Below are 19715 nucleotides of genomic sequence, written 5' to 3'. Positions count from 1 at the left end.
TTTTCAATAATGCGGCGGTAAGTGAAGCAAACACTAAACGACTGTTGGTATGAATTGTATCATTGTCATTATATATATATTGCGATTATTATGAACTCACATGTTCTAGTCAATATTTAGAAATGACTGCTAATGTACTTTGGAGATTATCAAAGGCATTTTTACAAGCCTAAAAAGTTTTTGTTGTCAGTTAACGTCTTATACTAAGTAACACTGGCCTGTAACAGGCGCTGAGAATAAGGATGCTGCGGATGGTTAAATAACTGCTCAGTTGTGCCTGCTTCTACGCAAACGCCTTGTTTTAGCACCATAATATGCTGACACAGCGCTCGCACAACTTTTAAGTCATGGCTGATAAACACGTAGCTGATGTTAAATTTAGCTTGAATCTCACGTAGTAGCGTCACCACCGTCACCTGCGTGGTGCTATCGAGCGCTGAGGTCGGCTCATCCAATATCAGCAGCTTCGGCCGCATCACAAGTGCTCTTGCTAACGCAACCCGCTGGCGCTGACCACCAGATAACTCGTGCGGATAACGATGAACAAAATCAGCTGGTAGATGCACCGTTTCAAGACTCTCTAACACGGCTTGCTGACGCGCCGCCTTAGTGGCGCCTTGCACTAATAAGCCCTCTTCGACAACCTGCATCACGGTCATACGCGGATTAATACTAGCAAAAGGGTCTTGAAAGACCATTTGCATCTGCGAGCGAAACTGACGTAATTCGCTGCTACTCAAAGCAAAAAGGTCTTGACCATCGATGAGCACTTGTCCGCGCACACGCGCTTGATTACTCAGCAGATTGCTCAGTGCCAATGCAATAGTAGTCTTACCAGACCCAGACTCACCAACGATACCCAACGCTTGACCAGCGGGTAAGGTCATATCGACCCCTTTTACTGCTTCAAACCAGCGCTTAGTACCGCCAAATAAGTTTTTTTCTATCGGAAAATCAACTTGTAGCTTATTGACGACTAAAACTCGATTGTCATTGGCTGCTTCATTCGTGAGAGTCAGCGCTGAGCCAAAATTCTGCTGCATCAGCGTACGAGTATAATCCGCTTTTGGCTGGGCGAAAATAGCAGCGGTTTTGCCTTGCTCAATCGTTTGCCCTTGCTGCATAACGATAATCTCATCGCTATAGCGTTTGACTAGATTAAGATCATGGCTGATCAAGATCATCGCCATATTATGCTCAGACTTTAGGCTATTTAGTAGCGCTAATATGTCATGCTGCAGGGTCACATCAAGAGCAGTGGTTGGTTCATCGGCGATCAAGATATCAGGCTGCTGTGCTAATGCCATCGCAATCATCACCCGCTGGCGTTGACCTCCTGACAGCTCGTGCGGGTAGCGGTTGAGCTTATCAACAGGGTCGGTGATATTGACGTCTTTTAACAGCTGGATGGTGTGCTCGCGCCACAGCGGCTTTGATATGCCGTCTAGGCGCAGCGATTCAGCGATTTGTTTAGCGACGGTATGTAGTGGGTTCAGCGCGGTCATCGGCTCTTGGAATATCATACCGATGCGCTGACCACGAATGGATCTGAATGCTCTATTTTGTGCCTTATATTTACTATGGTTATTGGTAATGGGTAACGGCGTTGCTTCATCTAGCAGGACATCTCCACTAATGCTTAGGCTATTTGGTAGTAAGCCCAGTAACGCTAAGCTGGCGATAGACTTACCTGACCCTGACTCGCCAACGATAGCGAGCGTCTGCCCTTGATACAGCTGATAAGATAAGTTATCCACCAATATCGCACCGTTGTCAGTAACGATACTGAGATCTGTGACAGATAAAATCGGCGTCTCTAGCATAGAATTATCAGTCATATCAGCTGCGCCTTGGATCAAAGGCATCACGTAACGCTTCGCCGATAAAGATAAGCAAGGATAAAATAAAGGTCAAACTAAAAAACCCTGATAACGCTAGCCAAGGCGCATCAAGGTTATTTTTGCCTTGTACCATCAGCTCGCCTAGTGACGGTGAACCAGGCGGCAATCCGTAACCCAAAAAGTCAAGCGCGGTCAAAGCAATGATATTCGCGGTTAAGATAAACGGCAGCTGCGAAAGACTAGAAGCCAAAGCGTTGGGTAAAATATGTTTGCGCATAATTTGGCTATCAGAGACGCCTAAATTACGCGCCGCGCGCACATAATCAAAGTTACGCGCGCGCAAAAACTCAGCACGCACTAAGCCGACTAGACCCATCCAGCCAAACAGTAACATCAAGGCAAATAATACGTATACGCTAGGACTGAAAAGACTGACCAAAATGATAATCATAAACAGCTGCGGCATCCCGCCCCAGACTTCCATAAAGCGCTGACCTGCTAGATCCACCCAGCCGCCATAGTAGCCTTGAACCGCCCCTACAACGATGCCTATCAGCGCCCCGGCTAACGTCAACGCTATACCAAATAAGAGAGAGACACGCATACCATAGAGAATGCGCGCCAGCACATCACGTCCTTGATCGTCAGTACCGAGCCAGTTCTGAGAATTAGGCGCGGCAGGATATGGTAGGCCCAACTCTACGTTCGGCGTCTGGTCGGCAAAGGGAATTACTGGCATGACGTAAAAGCCTTTAGCCTCGATTAGCTCTTTTACTGCAGGATCTTTATAGTTGGCTTCAGTCTCAAAGACCCCACCAAAAGTGGTCTCAGGGTATGCTTTTAGCACGGGTACATAGTAGTCACCGTCATAGCTGACTAGTAGCGGCTTGTCATTGGCAATAACATTAACTGCCATACAAATAACAAACACTAAGCTAAAAATAATAAGAGAGATCAGCCCCAAGCGATTACTGCGGAAACGCTTAAGCCGCGCCTGCCAAATAGGATTGAGGCGTTTAGCTTTTGCTTTAGTTATAGCCGGTGGCGCTGCAGAAGTAGAATAATTAGACATTAGCGACCCTCAAAGTCAATACGAGGATCAATCAAGTGATAGCTTAAATCACTGATAAGTTGCAATAACAGGCCGAGCAAAGTGAAGATAAACAACGTCCCAAAGATCACCGGATAGTCGCGCTGCTGAATGGCCTCAAAACCGAGTAAACCCAGTCCATCAAGCTTAAAAATAATCTCTATAAGAAAATTGCCTGCGAAGAAAATACCGACAATAGCGGCGGGTATACCGGCAATAACAATCAGCATCGCATTACGGAAAACATGACCGTAGAGGACTTGGCGCTCCCCTAAGCCTTTAGCGCGCGCAGTCAACACGTACTGCTTGCCCAGCTCCTCTAAAAAACTAAACTTAGTCAAGTAAGTCAAACCGGCAAAGCCGCCTACGGTACTGGCAAGTAGCGGTAAAGCCAAATGCCAAAAGTAGTCCTTGATTTTACCTAAAGTGCTGAGCTGATCGAAATTCTCTGAGGTCAACCCTTGCAGCGGAAATATATTCCAGTAGCTACCACCTGCAAAAAACACCAGCAAGATCACTGCAAACACAAATACTGGTATCGCATGGCCAACTGCTAATAGCATCGCCGTCGCTTTATCTACCGCCGAACCATGATGCATAGCTTTATAAACCCCTAATGGGATAGCAATCATATAGATCAGCAGCGTACTCCATAAGCCTAAGGAGATAGAAACCGGCAGCTTCTCAATGATCAAATCGGTAACCGATTGCCCCTTGAAGAACGACTCACCAAAATCAAGCTTGGCATAGCTCTTAAGCATAATCCAAAAGCGCTCCGGTGCGGATTTATCAAAGCCATATTGCGCGTTAATCGCTGCAACCATCTCCTCTGATAGTCCGCGCGTACCTTGATAAGTACTGGTATTACCGCCAGAACCACCTGCCCCTACGCCACTATTAACCGCGTTATCTTTAGCCCCTTGTTCAATCAGTGCCAGTTGCTGTTCAACAGGGCCACCAGGTGCAGCTTGTACAATTACAAAGTTCGCTAATAGGATCAAAAACAAGGTCGGTAATATCAGCAGTAGTCTTTTTGAGATATAACGACCCATATTGTCGACTTCCTAATAGAGGTAAAATAACAGATAACAATCAGCGGATGCTTGATGTAGGATTTTAAAAGTTGTCTTTGAGCTCTCGTAGCGCAGCAAACACTGTCAAACGCTCTTCATTGTCGATATCCATTTTGGCTTTCACTCCAGCAATGACGCTAGGCTCATGCGCGCGCAAAAACACATTGACCTCGCGCTCATGTGCCAAAGTGACCGGTAGCGTACAAAATCCTTGCTGCGTCTGGTTTTCTGCTCGCTCTAACGCCTGCTGCATCGCCATATTACCAGGCTCAATAGACAGCCCAAAGCGCAGATTATTAGCCGTATATTCATGGGCAGGATACAATAACGTGTCAGCAGGCAAACCATTTAGGCGTTTAAAGCTCTCATAAAGCTGCTCAATAGTGCCAGTAAAGACACGCCCGCAGCCGGCACTAAACAGCGTATCACCGCAAAAGCAGTGCTTTTGACCCTCTATATCTAACACATAAGCCATGTGACTTGCCGTATGTCCTGGGATATCCCAAACTTGCGCTGAGCAGCCCCAAGCACTGACCGTACTGCCGTCTTTGATAGTTTGATCTTGCTCAACGCCATGATCGCTGTGTGCGACGATATGCGTCATTGGAAAGTGCTCTTGTAGCTCCATCACGCCGCCGACATGATCAAAGTGATGATGCGTGGTCCAGATTGAGGTCATCTCTAAGTCTTGCTCTTCCATGTAGTCCGCTACAGGCTGAGCTTGGCCGGGATCAATAACGATAGCTTGCTTATTATTTTTATTGATCAGCGTCCAAATATAATTATCATTAAATGCTTTTATTGGAATAATTTGAATACTCATATCGAACCCTTATTGATTAAAACTGGTTTTACTCATTTATCTTAGACTTGTGTTTATATTGTCGTGTTTACATCTTCTTGTTTGTGTCTTTGTGTTTAGATGACTGTCATTAACGGTCTCGTTTGTGTTGAGCGCTTAGCATTTCGCTTGATTTGTAACTTAAGGTTTTAAACTTAACGCTTCAAATAGCTATTAACCTTAGCTTCTGCCTCTTTATCCACCCACCAATAGTCTATGCCAACCGCATTAGTCGGCAAGGTAGTATGGCGGTATTGATTCCAATAAGCCACATTGGTGCCAGACTTACCATATAGCGGAACTAAGTAATGACCGGCGCGTAATAACCGATCAAGCACTTTGGTATAAAGGACAATCTCATCGCGGCTCTCAGCATCTGCAAGATCCTCTACAACTTTATCTATCGCCGGATTTTTGATGCCGATCGTATTGCGATTACCGACTTCATCGGCCGCTGCGCTGCCCCAAAAGGCGGCTTGCTCAGCGCCGGGAGATAAACTCTGCGCAAACACATCGGTGGTCATATCATAGTCATAACTGCGCGTGCGCTCATAGTATTGCGGCCCGTCAACTTGACGCAGGTTTGCCTCAAACCCTAAGCGCTCAATATTACGAATATAAGGCAACAGCACCCGGCCCAGAGTATCACCCGTCATCAAAATCTCAATTTTTGCGCGTTCACCATTTGGCTGATACAGCTGCATATCTTGATAATAAAATCCTGCATCGAGTAATAACTGCCGGGCTTTGAGTAAGCTGTCACGATTAAAACCGTTACCATCGCTCTTAGGCAGTTGCCAATCACTCAGCACACCTTGGCGCTGCCTAGGTTCCAGCTCACTGAGTAGTGCCGTCAGTACTGCCATCTCATCAGCAGATGGCGTACCAGTAGCCGCCAGCTCCGAGCCATGAAAAAAACTCTGTAAGCGCTCATACTGACCATGAAATAGGGTCTTATTCATCCATTCAAAATCATACGCTAGGCTGAGCGCTTCGCGCACCCGAATGTCTTGAAACAAAGGCCTGCGCATATTCATCACTAGCCCCTGCATCGGTACAGGATTTTGACTATCGATCGACTCTTTGACAATCATCCCCGCTTTTGCGGCAGGGAAATTATAGCCGGTTGCCCAATTCGAGGCTTTATTTTCCGGACGAAAGCGATACTGCCCAGACTTGAAGCCCTCAAAGGCAATCTCATCGCTTTGATAATAGACAAACTTGATCATATCAAAGTTGTAGCGCCCACGATTGACCGCAAGATTACGGCCCCAATAGTTGGGATCGCGCACATAGCTGACTGAACGCCCTGCTTCGACGCGACCAAGCTGATAAGGACCACTGCCCATCAACGGCGTTAAGCTTATCTTTTCAAAATCGGCATCAATAGAGGTCTTGGCAAAGATAGGAAACTGACCCACAGTTAGCAAAATCTCTTTGTTATCACTGGATGCAAAGACAAACTTCACTTTATGTTTATCAATAATTTGTATTTCTTTAATATCGCCTAGATAGCTGCGGATGTACATTGGACCTTTAGTGAGTATCGCCTCATAAGTGGCCTTGACGTCCTGACTAGTGACTGGCGATCTATCCCAAAACTTAGCTTTAGGATTAAGATGATAAATAATCCAACTCGTGTCCTCAGTATCGTAAGTCACGCCTGTTGCCAGCTGCGGATACATCGTAAAAGCTTCGTTCAATGAGCCGGTCATCAAAGTATCGTAGAGATAATCGGTGCCAACCATCGCCACGCCGGTCGTCATCCATTTATTAGCCGCATTAAAGGTGCCGCGAGCATCCAATGACAGTGTACCGCCCTTTGGCGCCTCAGGATTGGCGTACGGCATATAAGGCGCATCAATATATTCAGCGCTACTGTTATGGCCAAGCGCTTTAGTCGTAATAACCTCAGCTTGACTGATAGACGCGCAGCAAAGCAATAGGCTCAAAGTAGCGGCCTTATATGATTGGTATAATATAGCTTGTATCGGAGCGTTGTTGATCATAGCTTGTCTATCATTAGGGCGCTATCGGCACTTTTTATCAAAGCAGACTTTTGACAGTAGCTTAATTCTAGCGGTGTTGCAAAATTTTATCATACCAAACTTCGCTTTTTTCACCTAATCAAATGCGTAGATGAATCTGTCCAACAAAAAAGACGCAGCTCAATAAGTTGCGTCTTTATTTACTATAAAAATATTTCGCTCTTTAAACGAAAAGAACAGCTATCTTCAATAGTTTAAGCATACTTCTTTTCAAAGTCCTGCATGAAGTCTACGAGCTTTTGCACCCACTCAAGCGATACCGCGTTATAGATACTAGCGCGCATACCGCCGACGTCACGGTGACCTTTTAGATGTAGCAAGCCCGCTTTTTCTGACTCTTCAAGAAATACTTTATCTAAATTGTCATCTGCCAAGGTGAAAGGCACGTTCATAATCGAGCGGTACTCTTTAGCGACAGGATTATTATAAAAATCGCTGTCATCGATGGTCTTGTATAACAAATCTGCTTTTTGCTGATTGATTTTACCGATAGCCTCGACTCCGCCCTGCTCTTCTAACCAGTCAAATACTAAACCTGCTAGATACCAAGAATACGTCGCTGGCGTATTAGACATCGACTCTTTTTCGGCTTGATGGGTATAGTTCATCAGCAGAGGGCACCAATCGCTCGTTTTACCTAGTAGATCCTCACGGATAATGACAATAACGAGGCCTGCTGGACCGATATTTTTTTGTGCGCCGGCATAAATCATGCCGTACTTAGAGACATCAATCGGCTGCGACAAGATATTTGATGACATATCAACGATGAGCGGCGCATCGACCTTTGGCGGCTCAAAGATTTGCAAGCCATGAATGGTCTCATTGGCGCAGTAATGAAAATAGGTCGCATCCTCGCTTAAAGTCCACTCATCAGAAGCGGGTACGTCCGTGAACTTGTTTTCTTTACCACTAGCGACTACGTTTATCTCACCTAAGCCTAGTTTAGCGTAACGCTTAGCTTCTTTAATGGCTTTATCCGACCAAGTCCCTGTCGAGAGATAATCAGCGCGGCCATTGTTTAATAGATTTAAAGGAATAGCCGAAAACTGCAGACTAGCGCCGCCCTGTAAAAACAGCACTTTATAGTTATCAGGGATATCCATTAGCGAGCGCAGTTTACTTTCCGCTTTTTCGGTAATAGCGATATATTCTTTACTGCGGTGGCTGACCTCCATCACTGAGACGCCGCGATCCTGCCAATCTAGCATCTCGCTTTGTGCGCGCTGTAGAACCTCAGTAGGAATAGTAGCAGGTCCTGCAGAAAAGTTGGGAGTTCGATGTGGAGCAGTATGTTCAGACATAATAAGGATTCCAAGCAGTAACAAAGAAATAGAGAAAAAGTTAAGTATAAATTTTAGAACCGCGTAAAGCTATTTTGAGCTAAATCATATAGCAATCAAAAACAACGAGCTAATCGGAAATCTGCTGCCAAAACTCACGCTTAAGCAGACTGTCTTCAAGCATCGCCTCTAAGCTAGGCGTCGTCGCAAATTTAGGATGAGACAAACCGTCGGGCAAAGCGGTCAATACAGCCACCTGAATATCTTCGCTCTGTGCAATCTTAAAGATATAACCGGCGAGACTGGCATTAGCAAGCTCAGCGGTATCCATACCCGCGCATATTGGAAAAGAGCTGGTCTCACAGTCTAATGATAGCGCTTGCGTGATATTTTGCCAAAGCTTTTGACTGGCGTCATTGAGCGCCTGAATATCCACGATTAGCACCCAATTGCCAAAACGTGCGCCTTGCAAATCAAAAGGCGCAACTTTCTCAGAACTAACAGGAGCTAAGTCAGAACTAGCGCTAGCAGTATTAGCTTGCTCTACGCTAGAGGGTTCAGAAAAGGTATTTAGATCATCAAAGTTATAAGACTTGCTTGAGGCATTTAAGCTGTCGTTGTTGTTAGAGGTGTTAGCCTTATCAACATCAAAACCATCTTCACTAAAGCTATTAGGTGGTGCGTGCTCAGTAGTTGTGGCCTCATCGTCTAAAGCCACTGGCGCAGTCATAGAGCGTTTATCTACTAAATGATCAATTGCTACGCCTGACTCAACTTGCTCATCTAACACTGGCTGCTGCTCGGTTAATGCAGCTGATGCTTGCTCTTCACCGGCGCGGTTCTCGATATCGCTTATTTTTAGCGTTGGTGAGTCTGGTCGCACCCATTGTCCGATACCCATCATCGCCAAAATCTGTCGTTGCTGAGCTTGCTGATAGCGAGCATAAAGCTCTGAGCGCTGTCGCTGCACAGTAGATAATGAAGTCGTTTGGCTATCGCTCATTGGGATGAATTATCCTACTTATTTAGAGTCAATATCGTAGCCTTTAAGCAGATACTATGCAAGACTATGACAAATTTTTGACCAAAAAAAACCCTTTACAAATAAGGGCTGCATCGATCCTGTAGTTATTTTATAGACAAAAAAAAGCGACTCCATCAGCACATCCTCGGCACACAATGAATCTAATACCGTTGCTACCTTCCGGTCCTGGCGGGGTTCATAGAACACTGTTGCGAGGCTACCAATGGAGCCACCAGTTGCAAATTATACTTACTTTTTTCTATTTTACAAGCCCTAACGCTATAAACGTTAGCTTTTCGTGCGATAGTTAAACGCCATGGTTGGTTTTAAGCCTGCTAGAAAGCAGCAAGGTTGTGACAAAACACTTATATTATTTATTATTAGATTTGTTATGTTAATAATCTCTAAAAATACTATTAAATTATTTGCTTTTAAAAATCATTCATTCAAGGAGCTATGATGAAAAACTTACCCGCGAATAAACTGGCTTTAATGACTGGCAGCGCTTTTTTATTGAGTGCAGCAATTAGCAGCGCCCACGCTGAGCCTACAGGTTATGATCAGCTTACCTTTCAGACAGAAGTTAAGGAAGAGATCGCCAATGATGAAGTACGCGCCAGCCTCTATAAAAAAGCACAAGCAAGCGACGCTAAGAGCTTAGCGACGACACTGAACACTTCAATTAATAGAGCCTTAGCGATTGCTAAGCGCTACCCTAGCGTCACCGTCAGTACCGGTCAGCAAAGCACTTATCCGCGTTACGATAAAAACGATAAGATCATCGGTTGGACAGGTCAGGCTAATATAGACCTAAAAAGCACTGACTTCACTGCGACCAGTCAGCTTATTGCAGATCTACAAGAAACTTTAGTCATGAACAATCTAAACTTTGGTATTTCAGAAAGTAAAGAAGATGCGCTGGAGCAAAAGCTAATGACTGAAGCGTCTCGAGCTTTTCAGCAACAAGCCAAAAACTTAACTCGTGCTTGGGATGCGCGCGGTTATCGAGTGGTAAGTGTCAATCTCAATACCGGCAATAATAACTATCCGCGTCCTATGTATAGTAGCATGCGCGCTGATGCTGAGTCCTCATCCGTACCGAGTCAAAAATTTGAATCAGGTAATAGTACCGTCTCTGTTACCGCCAACGGTACTATCGAGCTGAATAAGTAACTAGTAAATAACGCTAAGCAGAGCGTGCTAAGTCACTGACCTTGTAGCACCCGCAGCGCGTTTGATCAGTTGATCTACAGGGGCTTTTGGACCGAGCGTGCCAAAAGCCAGTCCGTGCTCGCCGCCTAGACGAGAGCGGCAGAATTCTGCTGCTATATTTTTATTTTCCGTATTGAGTAAGATGGAAGCTTGCAGCATCAACGCCAAGCGCTCTATGACGTAGCGACTTCTAAACTCTAAAGTTTCCGTATCCTCAAAATAACTCGCTAGTTTCTCAAGCTCTTTATCAAAATACCTATTTTTGCCGGCAGCGGTTTGCAGCTCAGTAAATAACGCCTCGCGAGTAGCCGGTTCTTTATTTAATGCGCGTAGCACATCAAGGCATTGGATATTGCCGCTACCCTCCCAAATTGAGTTGAGCGGTGCCTGACGATAAAGCCTCGGCATAATATTTTCTTCGACATAACCGATACCGCCGAGACATTCTTGTGCTTCATTGACTAACACGGGCGTACGCTTGCATATCCAATATTTACCAATAGCAGTCGCGATACGCGCCAGCGCTGCTTCATGAGGGTCAGTTTCAATCAGACTGATGGCGCGCGCCACTCTCATGGTCAAGGCTAATGCTGCATCAGACTCTAAGGTCAAATCAGCGAGCACATTGCGCATAAGCGGTTGATTAATTAACAAATCGCCAAAAGCTTCACGTCCAGAAGTATGATGGATCGCTTGTACGACTGCTTGGCGCATTTGCGCCGCTGAGCCTATCATACAATCTAGCCGCGTTAAGGCCACCATCTCAATAATAGTAGCGACACCTCTGCCCTCTATTCCTACTAATTCACCAAAAGCCCCGGCGAATTCCACCTCGGAGGAAGCATTCGACCAGTCGCCTAGCTTATCCTTCAGGCGTTGAATCCTTACTGCATTGAGCGTACCATCAGGACGAAACCTCGGTACTAAAAAACAGCTAAGCCCGTTTTCAGATTGGGCTAATACTAAATGAGCGTCAGACATAGGCGCAGAATAAAACCATTTATGACCAACGATTTGGTAACTGTCATCGTTTTGCTTGATAGCTCTGGTGCTGTTACGCCGTAAGTCAGAGCCGCCTTGTTTTTCAGTCATCCCCATGCCAATAGTGCAGCCGCTCTTTTGCTCCATAGGTAAGCTACGAGGATCGTATTCTGTCGATAGCAGTTTCGGTATCCATTTTTCAGCGAGCTCTGCATTATGACGCAAAGCCGGAATAGCCGCGTAAGTCATTGACATCGGACAGCCAAATCCCGCTTCCGCTTGTGAGCCAAGATACATCACGGCCGCTCGCGCTACATGCGCACTCTGGCGACTCTCGTTGCGCCAAGCAAAATTACTCATGCCATAATATATGCCCGCTGTCATTAGCTCATGATAAGCAGGGTGAAATTCGACTTCATCTATACGGTGACCATAACGATCAAAAGGTCGAAACTTAGGAGGGTTTTCATTGGCAGCAAACCCCTTATCTATCATATCACCACCGGTACGGGCACCAAATTCGCTCAAATGAGCACTGGCCCACGACGCTCCTTCTCGAATAACGGCTTCTTTTAGCGCGTCATCGGTCTCCCAAGCGTTATAATTCGCTAAAGCGACTGGTTGATTATTGACTTCATGGGTGCTGAATTGATTGGTCGTTGACATCTTCTCGGTATCCTTCATAGTAATCCTTCCTAAGGCTTGGCTAACTATCCTTGTCACCTGCCTTATTATTTGTCCCTTATTTTACTTACCACTCATGATTGCTTATAGTCAGTTCAAAATAAAGTTGTTATAAATTTGAACGCGCTACTGGTATAAATTTTACTTGCGTGCTGTTATCTTTCGATGCTGTGCAAATAATATTTTAAAAGAAAGCATCCCAGCAGCGCTATGACACTTTTAAAGTAATTCGACTATATCTTGCATTATAATAAATCACTAAATAATAAATCACTCAACCCAGAGTATTACACATGGAATCATATATTGTCAAAGAATGTAATCATCAATGGCCAGCCGCTCGCCATCTCATTTTGCGCTTACTGACAGTAGCTAATAATGAGACGCTGAGCATAGCTGAGATCATTCGTGCCGGTAGGCTGTTTGCGATCAAAGAAAATAATATACGAGTGACTATGGCTCGTCTGGCGCAAGCACAATTGGTTGAAGCGGTGGATTCTGCTATTTATCGTTTGGGCCCGAAAGCTAAGAAGTTAGGCGCTGACGTTGCCGCTTGGGAGCACGCGGATAAGCGCGTTATGACATGGGATAGTTCTTGGATAGCGGTGACTACCGGCGGGCTACCGCGTAGCGATCGCAAAATACTGCGGGCCCGTACCAGAGCGCTCACTTTATTGGGCTTTCGTGAGCTAGATGCCGGACTCTATATCCGCCCTAATAACTTGAGTGGCGGTGTTAAGGGAATACGAGCACGGTTATTCGATTTGCAATTAGAGCCAGAAGCCGCAGTGTTTCAGGCAAGTCAATTTGATAAAGATCGGCAAAAAAAATCACTTGGCCTTTGGGCGGATATGCAACTGGAATCACACTATGAGAAGCTATCAAAACAGCTAAGCGATTGGCAGAAGACTCGGCATACCCTTGATAATGAGACGGCACTTCGCGAGGCTTATCTTCTTGGCGATTTCGCTATTCGCAATGTCGTTTTCGACCCTTTATTGCCCGCGCCTTTAGTCGATGAAAAAGCTCGTCAGCATTTTTTCGACACCGTGCGGCAGTTTAATACAAAGGGCCGTGAACTTTGGTACGCTTTTTTTACTAAAGCAAGTTAACTCATGCTTGGCCGAAGTGCTGATGGTAAAGCCTGTACTATTAATACAAGCTAACAAGTATTACTCTTGCTCAGCCTGCCAAGCACTCATCCCGCCAAGATAAATATCGAGGTGCTGAAAGCCTTGGCTTGCCAGCCACCCTGCCGCTACCGTCGCTCGCTGACCACTAGCGCACATCAACGTATAATGGTGATCTCGGTCCAGATCACGCCAACGCTCATTAAGATGACCGACATAGATGTGTTCAGACTCTTCTATCGCAGACTCGCTGCGCTCATCAAGATCTCTGACATCGAGTAATGTCCAAGTCCTGCTGTTTTTCGCATTAGTAGCGTTATCTGTAAAATCAGTGTTACCTGCAAGCCGCGATTTTACTTCTTCGGTTGCTATCATCGGGGTCTGCTCTATACTCTCGCCTTGTTTGGCCGCGGAGATTAGACCGACATAGCCGCCTACGATATTGTCAAGAGCAATCCTGACCAGATGCGTCATCGCCGTCGCCAGCTGCTCCTCATCAGCGGCAACCAGCGCTATGCTCTCACCCTCAGCGATGAACCAGCCTGCAAAAGCAGAAATCATACCGACAGGCAGACTCATAGAACCCGGCAAATGAACTGAAGCATAAGCGAGCGGCTCGCGAATATCAATCAGATGATCGACATCGCAGTTGTTGAGTTGTTCAAGCGATAAATTAAGGGGGCGCATAATGCGCGGCGCGGCATCGCCTCCTTCCATGTTGATTCGTTCCATGAGCTTAAAATAAGGCGGCTGGTAATGATTTTCGTTAATCTTCGCTCGGATAAACTTATCTCTGCTCTCAATTTGCAGTCTTGGGTTATTCAATTTTTCATGCCCGACGCTTGAGAACTCACGCTCTGCCATACCTGAGCCACAAACCGAGCCGGCACCATGCGCTGGATAAATCATCGCCTGATCGCCTAGGGCTATGATCTTTTGTAGCGAATCATAAAGCAGACCGGCAACTTCTTCGCGCTTGTCAGGATAAAAATCCGTGCGCCCCACATCGCCGACGAACAGCGCGTCCCCCGTAAATACGCCCACTGCATTGGTAGGATAAGCGCTATCAAACATAACATAGGCTAAATGATCAAAGGTATGCCCAGGGGTCTCCAGCACTTGTATCTCAAGCTGACCAATCTTGAAACAGTCTCCTTCTCGTGCCGTTTGTGCATAAACGATTTCGCGCTCTGGATTGGGGCCGTGATAGACGCTTGCGCCAGTAAGCTGCGCTAATATAGGAGCGCCTGAGACTAAGTCTTCGTTACGATGCGTTTCAAATATATGGGTAATCTTAAGCCCGGCGGCTCGTGCTTTTTCGATATAAATCGCACAGTCACGACGCGGGTCAACCACTGCCGCTTGCCCGTTCGAGCCAAACAGATAGGATAGGTGCGAGAGCCCGGGGGTTTTTATCTTTTCAAATAGCATAGTTATCTCCTTGTACGATATAAGTCATGACTGACTTCGAAGATAACACAGGATTTTAGTCTTCATCAATATACAATAACATATATTAACATGGTATATATTATATGCTCTGTCTCACTTAGGCAAAAGACTAGAAGGATGGTTTTCTTATTCTGCAATCAAGGTTATCTAAGTGGCAAATACCCTAACCACGACAAAAGTAACAAGGTATTCTTGCTTTTATTTATGAGCACATGTTGAACGCTTAACGCAGTTAGACTAGTATAATGATACTACCCAATTAGGAAGGGTAACACTCAATGCTTATTTTAAGGGAATAACTATGTATGCTGTCATTGGAGCCGGTCCGATGGGGCTAGCTACGGCGCGTAATTTACAAAAGCTCGATATTCCTTTCGTTGGTTTTGAGGGACATAGTGATGTCGGCGGCTTATGGGATATCGATAATCCGCATAGTACCATGTACGAGACAGCGCACCTGATATCTTCCAAGCATATGACGGAGTTCAGCGAGTTTCCGATGCCGGACTCTGTAGCCAGCTATCCTCATCATTCAGAGCTGCGTCAATACTTCCAAGATTTCGCTAATACCTTCAATCTCAAATCCTGTTATGAATTTTCCACTCGCGTCATCAGCCTTGAGCCTGAAGGCGATGGCTGGCGTCTAGTCAGCGAACATAATGGCAAACAGCAATCTCGAGTGTTTACAGGCGTGCTGATTGCCAATGGTACTTTGCACAAGCCTAATATGCCAAACCTGCCGGGTGATTTTTCCGGTACGTTTATGCATTCATCCCAGTATTGTAGCCCGTCTGTATTTACAGATAAGCGTGTACTTATCGTCGGTTGCGGAAATTCTGGTGCGGACATCGCCGTAGACGCGGTGCATCATGCTAAGTCGGTAGATATCAGCTTGCGGCGTGGCTATTATTTCCTGCCAAAATTCATCAATGGCCGCCCTATCGACACTTTAGGCAGCAAACTTAAGCTCCCAAGAAAAGCCAAACAGCGCTTAGATGCGGCAATGATTCGAACGATTATTGGCAAGCCCTCCGATTATGGTCTGCCCGATCCTGACTACCGAATGTACGAGTCGCATCCAGTTATCAATTCCTTAGTGCTGCATCATTTAGGTCATGGTGATATCACACCGCGACGAAATATCAGTGCTATCGAAGGTCATACGGTGACATTCAGTGATGGCAATAGCGGCGATTACGACTTGATCTTAATGGCGACTGGCTATCTGCTTGATTATCCTTTTATTGAGCGTAAGCATCTCAATTGGCCGGCTGAGCAAGACGCACCGCAGCTGTATATGAATGTCTTTCATCCGGATTATGATACTTTATTTATGATGGGCATGGTTGAGGCGGCAGGTCTCGGCTGGGAGGGTCGCAATCAGCAAGCGCGCTTAGTCGCGTTATATATCAAGCAGCGCGAGCAAAACAGCGTCGCGGCTAGTCGTTTCGATGAGATCAAACGCGCGCGTAGCAACGTAACGCTCGATGGCGGTTACGATTATATTAAGCTGGCACGCATGGCTTATTACGTCAATAAAGACGAATACCTAACCACTCTCGCTGAGCATATCGCTGAGTTGCAAGCAGATGAAGATATAGCAGAAGCTAAGCATAAAACTTCGAATAACAGTAGCTCTAAAGCGAGCCGCTTCAAAAGCAGGCTATTTAATAGGCAAAAGCACAAACCGGACTCCTCAAGATGAGTGGCGCGTTACCGATAGTCTTCGACCCTGCTAGCTTAATTGTGCTTAACGTTATTTTGGCGCTGATGATGTTTGGGGTTTCACTGACGCTACGTTTTGAGGATTTTAAACGTATTATATTAGCGCCTGTTGCACCTATAGCAGGCCTGTTCGCTCAGTTTTTGTTACTGCCGCTAGCGACTTGCCTGTTTACTTGGGCGCTAAATATCGAGCCGGAACTGGCTTTAGGGATGATTTTGGTAGCCTCCTGTCCTGGTGGCAGCTTTTCTAATATCATGACTTGGCTTGGTCGCGGTAATGTGGCGGTCTCTGTCAGTATGACCGCAGTATCGAGCTTGGCTGCGACGGTTCTGACGCCGCTGAACTTTGCCTTTTATGGCTGGCTTAACCCACATACTCGCGACTACCTGACCCAAATCACCCTTGAGCCTAGTAGCATTTTATTATTAGTACTGTTAGTGCTCGCTGTGCCTTTGGTGCTCGGTATGTTGACCGGTCGCAAGTTTCCAAAGCTAGTCGCGCGCAGCGAAAAACCGTTACGCATTATCTCACTACTGGTTTTTTTGGCCTTTGTCGCTATCGCTTTTTCTAATAATTTTGAGTTATTTATTGAACGTTTTCATAGCTTTTTTTGGTTGGTAGTCGCTCACAACTTATTGGCGTTATCACTTGGCTACGGTATGGGCACAGCGCTGAAACTCCCTACTGCTGATCGCCGTGCCGTCACCATGGAAGTCGGTATTCAAAATTCAGGGCTCGGCTTAGTCATCTTGTTTACTTTTTTTCCGCAAGCAGGCAGCATGATGCTCATCACCGCTTTTTGGGGCGTATGGCATCTCGTCTCAGGCTTGACACTTTCCCAAATTTGGGCACGGAGGCCCTATGACTAAACGCATCCTTATCACTGGCGCAGCAGGCTACATCGGCCATCAACTCGGTAATCGACTCGCCGCTCATTATTCGGTCATAGGCACTGATATTTGCACTCGTGAGCATTTAGACTTTGCTATAAAAATCTTAGATATACGTGAAGATAAACTCGCGCAGTTACTGATAGATGAGCAGATCACTCACGTCGTACATCTAGCCTCTATTTTGCAAGCCTCGAAAAATCGAGCACGCGATTTCGATATCGACGTCAATGGCACGCGCAATGTCCTTGAGTGCTGTATAAAAGCGGGTGTGCAACATTTAACTATCACCAGCTCAGGCGCGGCTTACGGTTATCATGCCGATAACCCAGCTTGGATCGATGAACAAGATGCGCTGCGCGGTAATAGCGAATTTGCTTATTCAGATCATAAGCGGCAAATTGAGGAGCTACTCAAGGCGTTTCGGCAAAAGCACCCAGAGCTACAACAGCTGATATTTCGGCCCGGCACCGTGCTAGGCGCTGATACCCGTAATCAAATTACAGATTTGTTTATGGCACCGCGCATTCTAGCGCTCAAAGGCAGTGACTCGCCTTTCGTCTTTATTTGGGATCAAGATGTACTCAATGCGATGGAGATGGGGATTACAGAGGATAAAACTGGCATCTATAATATGGCAGGCGATGGCGCACTAACGATGAAACAGATTGCGGATAAGCTGAATAAACTGCTATTGACATTGCCAGTTTGGGTGATCAAAGCAGCGCTACAAGTCGCTAAATGGCGCGGTAAACCTACCGGTCCTGAACAAGTCAATTTTTTGCGTTATCGTCCGGTGCTTGCTAATCGACGTCTAAAAGAAGAGTTCGGCTATCAGCCTGCCAAGACTTCTGCTGAGACGTTTGAATATTTTATGGCGGCCAATGGATTGGATAAACCTTAACACTACTGCATAACTTTTATAGGGAAAACGTCATAGGAGAGCCTCATTATGACCGTCACATTAATTACCGGCGCAGCGTCCGGTTTAGGGTTAGCAATGGCTCGTCATTGGTACGCTGCTGGTCATCACTTAGTGCTTGCCGACATAGATTCAGAGGCGCTGTCGGCAAGGGCGGTTGAATTCTCAGATAGCGCAAGAATCATGGCAGTAGCTACCGATATCACGCAAGCTGACGATATTGACTTGCTCATAAATCAGGTAAGTGCGCACTTTGGCCGTCTTGATATATTGGTAAACAATGCTGGCATCACTCACCGCTCACCGGCGCATCAGACTGATCCTGCGGTGTTTCGTAAGGTAATGGCAGTAGACTGGCAAGGCGCGGTAGAGCTGACTATGGCGGCATTGCCTTTATTGCGAGAGTCTCGTGGTCAGATCGTCTGTATCGGCTCCATGGCGGGCTGGATGCCAGTGCCGGGACGAGCCGCTTATTGCGCTGCCAAAAGCGCGCTGACGCAATTTTTTGAAGTATTGCGCTTAGAGTTAGAGGCTGATGGTATTCATATCCTAATGGTGTATCCTAGCTTTTTGGACACCCCTATTGAGGATCATGCGCTCGGTCATGATGGCAATATTGCCAAGCATCAACGCTCAGTCATTGGCAGTATTCGGAGCGCTGAGTGGATGGCCGAGAGGATTGCTCAAGGTCTAGCGCAGCGTAAACGCTGGATCTTGCCCGAACCTGTCTCGCGCTTTGGCAGTATCCTTTGGCGTATCGCCCCTAGCCTTTATCTTAAGCAAATACGTCAGCGCTTTGCCACTGAGCTGTCATAAGTAACTATACTAAACTCTACTGACAACGACTTCTCAATCCAAAACCTCTGTAAATCAATACTATGTTAATCAATACTATATCAATCACTACTAAAAGGAATTTTTATGCTAAAAATCATCCCTATTGCCGCTTTGGCGCTGCTAGCGACATCTTGTGCTAGTGTCGAAAACATTTTGCCAAATAATACCGAACACGCTACCACTATGACAACGCCTGCTACCCATGCCAAAAAAGGCTTGATCACTTTGCAAAGTCAGCACTCTGTCTCAGACACCGCCAACAAGCTTACCAAAGTCATCGAGAACAAAGGCATGACAGTCTTTGCGCAAGTCGATCATCAAAAGAACGCCGCCGGGGTTAATTTATCCTTACGGCCCACACAAGTGGTGATGTTTGGTAATCCCAAAGCGGGCACACCGCTGATGAATTGCGAGCAAAGCATCGCGATAGATTTACCACAAAAAGTGTTAATCACTGAAGATGCACAGCAGAGAGTTTGGCTATCTTATAACGATCCTCAATACCTCAAAAACCGTCACAACCTACAAGGGTGCGATAAAGAGCTGGCTAATATCGCCAAAGCGCTCAATGGTATTAGCCAAGCTGCTATTGCCAAGTAATCTGATTAAGGGTTTAAGACAAGGTCTTAGTGAATAATTGAGTATAAATAAAAAGGGGTTTGCCCAATGAGCAAGCCCCTT

Annotated in this window: 16 protein-coding genes and 1 other RNA gene; 7 read left to right on the top strand and 10 right to left on the bottom strand. The window is 46.0% G+C overall.

Going from position 1 to position 19715, the window contains the following annotated elements:
- Positions 1 to 203 precede the first annotated feature (203 nt).
- The 8 genes from ACS8FD_RS07925 to ffs form a co-directional block, all read right to left on the bottom strand.
- Entirely contained in the window at positions 204 to 1838 is a 1635-nt protein-coding gene (locus ACS8FD_RS07925) for an ABC transporter ATP-binding protein (RefSeq protein ID WP_439275297.1), read from the bottom strand.
- A gap of 1 nt (position 1839) precedes the next feature.
- Positions 1840 to 2913, bottom strand: a complete 1074-nt coding sequence (locus ACS8FD_RS07920; protein ID WP_439275296.1) for an ABC transporter permease — start codon at positions 2911 to 2913, stop codon at positions 1840 to 1842.
- Complete coding sequence (yejB, locus tag ACS8FD_RS07915; protein WP_439275295.1) at positions 2913 to 3983, bottom strand: microcin C ABC transporter permease YejB; 1071 nt, start codon at positions 3981 to 3983, stop codon at positions 2913 to 2915. The genes ACS8FD_RS07920 and yejB overlap by 1 nt, the downstream gene beginning before the upstream one ends.
- A gap of 64 nt (positions 3984 to 4047) precedes the next feature.
- Positions 4048 to 4827 (bottom strand): hydroxyacylglutathione hydrolase, encoded by a 780-nt coding sequence (gene gloB / locus ACS8FD_RS07910; protein ID WP_439275294.1) that lies wholly within the window; start codon positions 4825 to 4827, stop codon positions 4048 to 4050.
- Positions 4828 to 5000: 173 nt separating this feature from the next.
- The gene (locus tag ACS8FD_RS07905; RefSeq protein WP_439275293.1) at positions 5001 to 6854 is read right to left on the bottom strand and encodes an extracellular solute-binding protein; all 1854 of its coding nucleotides are present in this window, start codon (positions 6852 to 6854) and stop codon (positions 5001 to 5003) included.
- A 233-nt stretch (positions 6855 to 7087) separates the two neighbouring features.
- Positions 7088 to 8197 (bottom strand): 3-phosphoserine/phosphohydroxythreonine transaminase, encoded by a 1110-nt coding sequence (gene serC, locus ACS8FD_RS07900; protein WP_439275292.1) that lies wholly within the window; start codon positions 8195 to 8197, stop codon positions 7088 to 7090.
- Between the two features lie 109 nt (positions 8198 to 8306).
- Positions 8307 to 9179 carry a hypothetical protein gene (locus tag ACS8FD_RS07895; protein WP_439275291.1) on the bottom strand — a complete coding sequence of 291 codons (873 nt, stop codon included), beginning with the start codon at positions 9177 to 9179 and terminating at the stop codon, positions 8307 to 8309.
- Positions 9180 to 9329: 150 nt separating this feature from the next.
- An RNA gene (gene ffs / locus ACS8FD_RS07890) (signal recognition particle sRNA small type) lies at positions 9330 to 9426 on the bottom strand.
- Between the two features lie 233 nt (positions 9427 to 9659).
- Here ffs and ACS8FD_RS07885 point away from each other — a divergent pair.
- Positions 9660 to 10373, top strand: a complete 714-nt coding sequence (locus ACS8FD_RS07885; RefSeq protein WP_439275290.1) for an SIMPL domain-containing protein — start codon at positions 9660 to 9662, stop codon at positions 10371 to 10373.
- A 27-nt stretch (positions 10374 to 10400) separates the two neighbouring features.
- Here ACS8FD_RS07885 and ACS8FD_RS07880 read toward each other — a convergent pair whose 3' ends face one another.
- Positions 10401 to 12077 (bottom strand): isovaleryl-CoA dehydrogenase, encoded by a 1677-nt coding sequence (locus ACS8FD_RS07880; RefSeq protein ID WP_439275289.1) that lies wholly within the window; start codon positions 12075 to 12077, stop codon positions 10401 to 10403.
- A 293-nt stretch (positions 12078 to 12370) separates the two neighbouring features.
- On the opposite strand from ACS8FD_RS07880, the gene ACS8FD_RS07875 reads away from it, so the two are divergent.
- Positions 12371 to 13189, top strand: coding sequence for a PaaX family transcriptional regulator C-terminal domain-containing protein (locus tag ACS8FD_RS07875; protein WP_439275288.1), 819 nt, complete (start codon positions 12371 to 12373; stop codon positions 13187 to 13189).
- Between the two features lie 60 nt (positions 13190 to 13249).
- Here the strand turns inward: ACS8FD_RS07875 and ACS8FD_RS07870 are convergent, their stop codons facing one another.
- On the bottom strand, positions 13250 to 14638 hold the full coding sequence (locus ACS8FD_RS07870) for an MBL fold metallo-hydrolase (protein WP_439275287.1): 1389 nt from the start codon (positions 14636 to 14638) through the stop codon (positions 13250 to 13252).
- A gap of 322 nt (positions 14639 to 14960) precedes the next feature.
- Between ACS8FD_RS07870 and ACS8FD_RS07865 the strand changes: the two genes are divergently transcribed.
- The 5 genes from ACS8FD_RS07865 to ACS8FD_RS07845 all read left to right on the top strand — a co-directional run bounded on the left by ACS8FD_RS07865 (position 14961) and on the right by ACS8FD_RS07845 (position 19634).
- On the top strand, positions 14961 to 16364 hold the full coding sequence (locus ACS8FD_RS07865; RefSeq protein WP_439275286.1) for a flavin-containing monooxygenase: 1404 nt from the start codon (positions 14961 to 14963) through the stop codon (positions 16362 to 16364).
- Positions 16361 to 17254 (top strand): bile acid:sodium symporter family protein, encoded by an 894-nt coding sequence (locus tag ACS8FD_RS07860; protein ID WP_439275285.1) that lies wholly within the window; start codon positions 16361 to 16363, stop codon positions 17252 to 17254. Before ACS8FD_RS07865 ends, ACS8FD_RS07860 begins: the two co-directional genes overlap by 4 nt.
- On the top strand, positions 17247 to 18179 hold the full coding sequence (locus ACS8FD_RS07855) for an SDR family oxidoreductase (RefSeq protein WP_439275284.1): 933 nt from the start codon (positions 17247 to 17249) through the stop codon (positions 18177 to 18179). Before ACS8FD_RS07860 ends, ACS8FD_RS07855 begins: the two co-directional genes overlap by 8 nt.
- Positions 18180 to 18227: 48 nt before the next feature.
- Positions 18228 to 19013 carry an SDR family oxidoreductase gene (locus ACS8FD_RS07850; protein ID WP_439275283.1) on the top strand — a complete coding sequence of 262 codons (786 nt, stop codon included), beginning with the start codon at positions 18228 to 18230 and terminating at the stop codon, positions 19011 to 19013.
- A gap of 105 nt (positions 19014 to 19118) precedes the next feature.
- The gene (locus ACS8FD_RS07845; protein ID WP_439275282.1) at positions 19119 to 19634 is read left to right on the top strand and encodes a DUF302 domain-containing protein; all 516 of its coding nucleotides are present in this window, start codon (positions 19119 to 19121) and stop codon (positions 19632 to 19634) included.
- Positions 19635 to 19715: the final 81 nt, after the last annotated feature.

The sequence above is a fragment of the Psychrobacter sp. 1U2 genome, from assembly GCF_051847575.1.
This window is presented reverse-complemented; position numbering and strand designations above follow the sequence as displayed.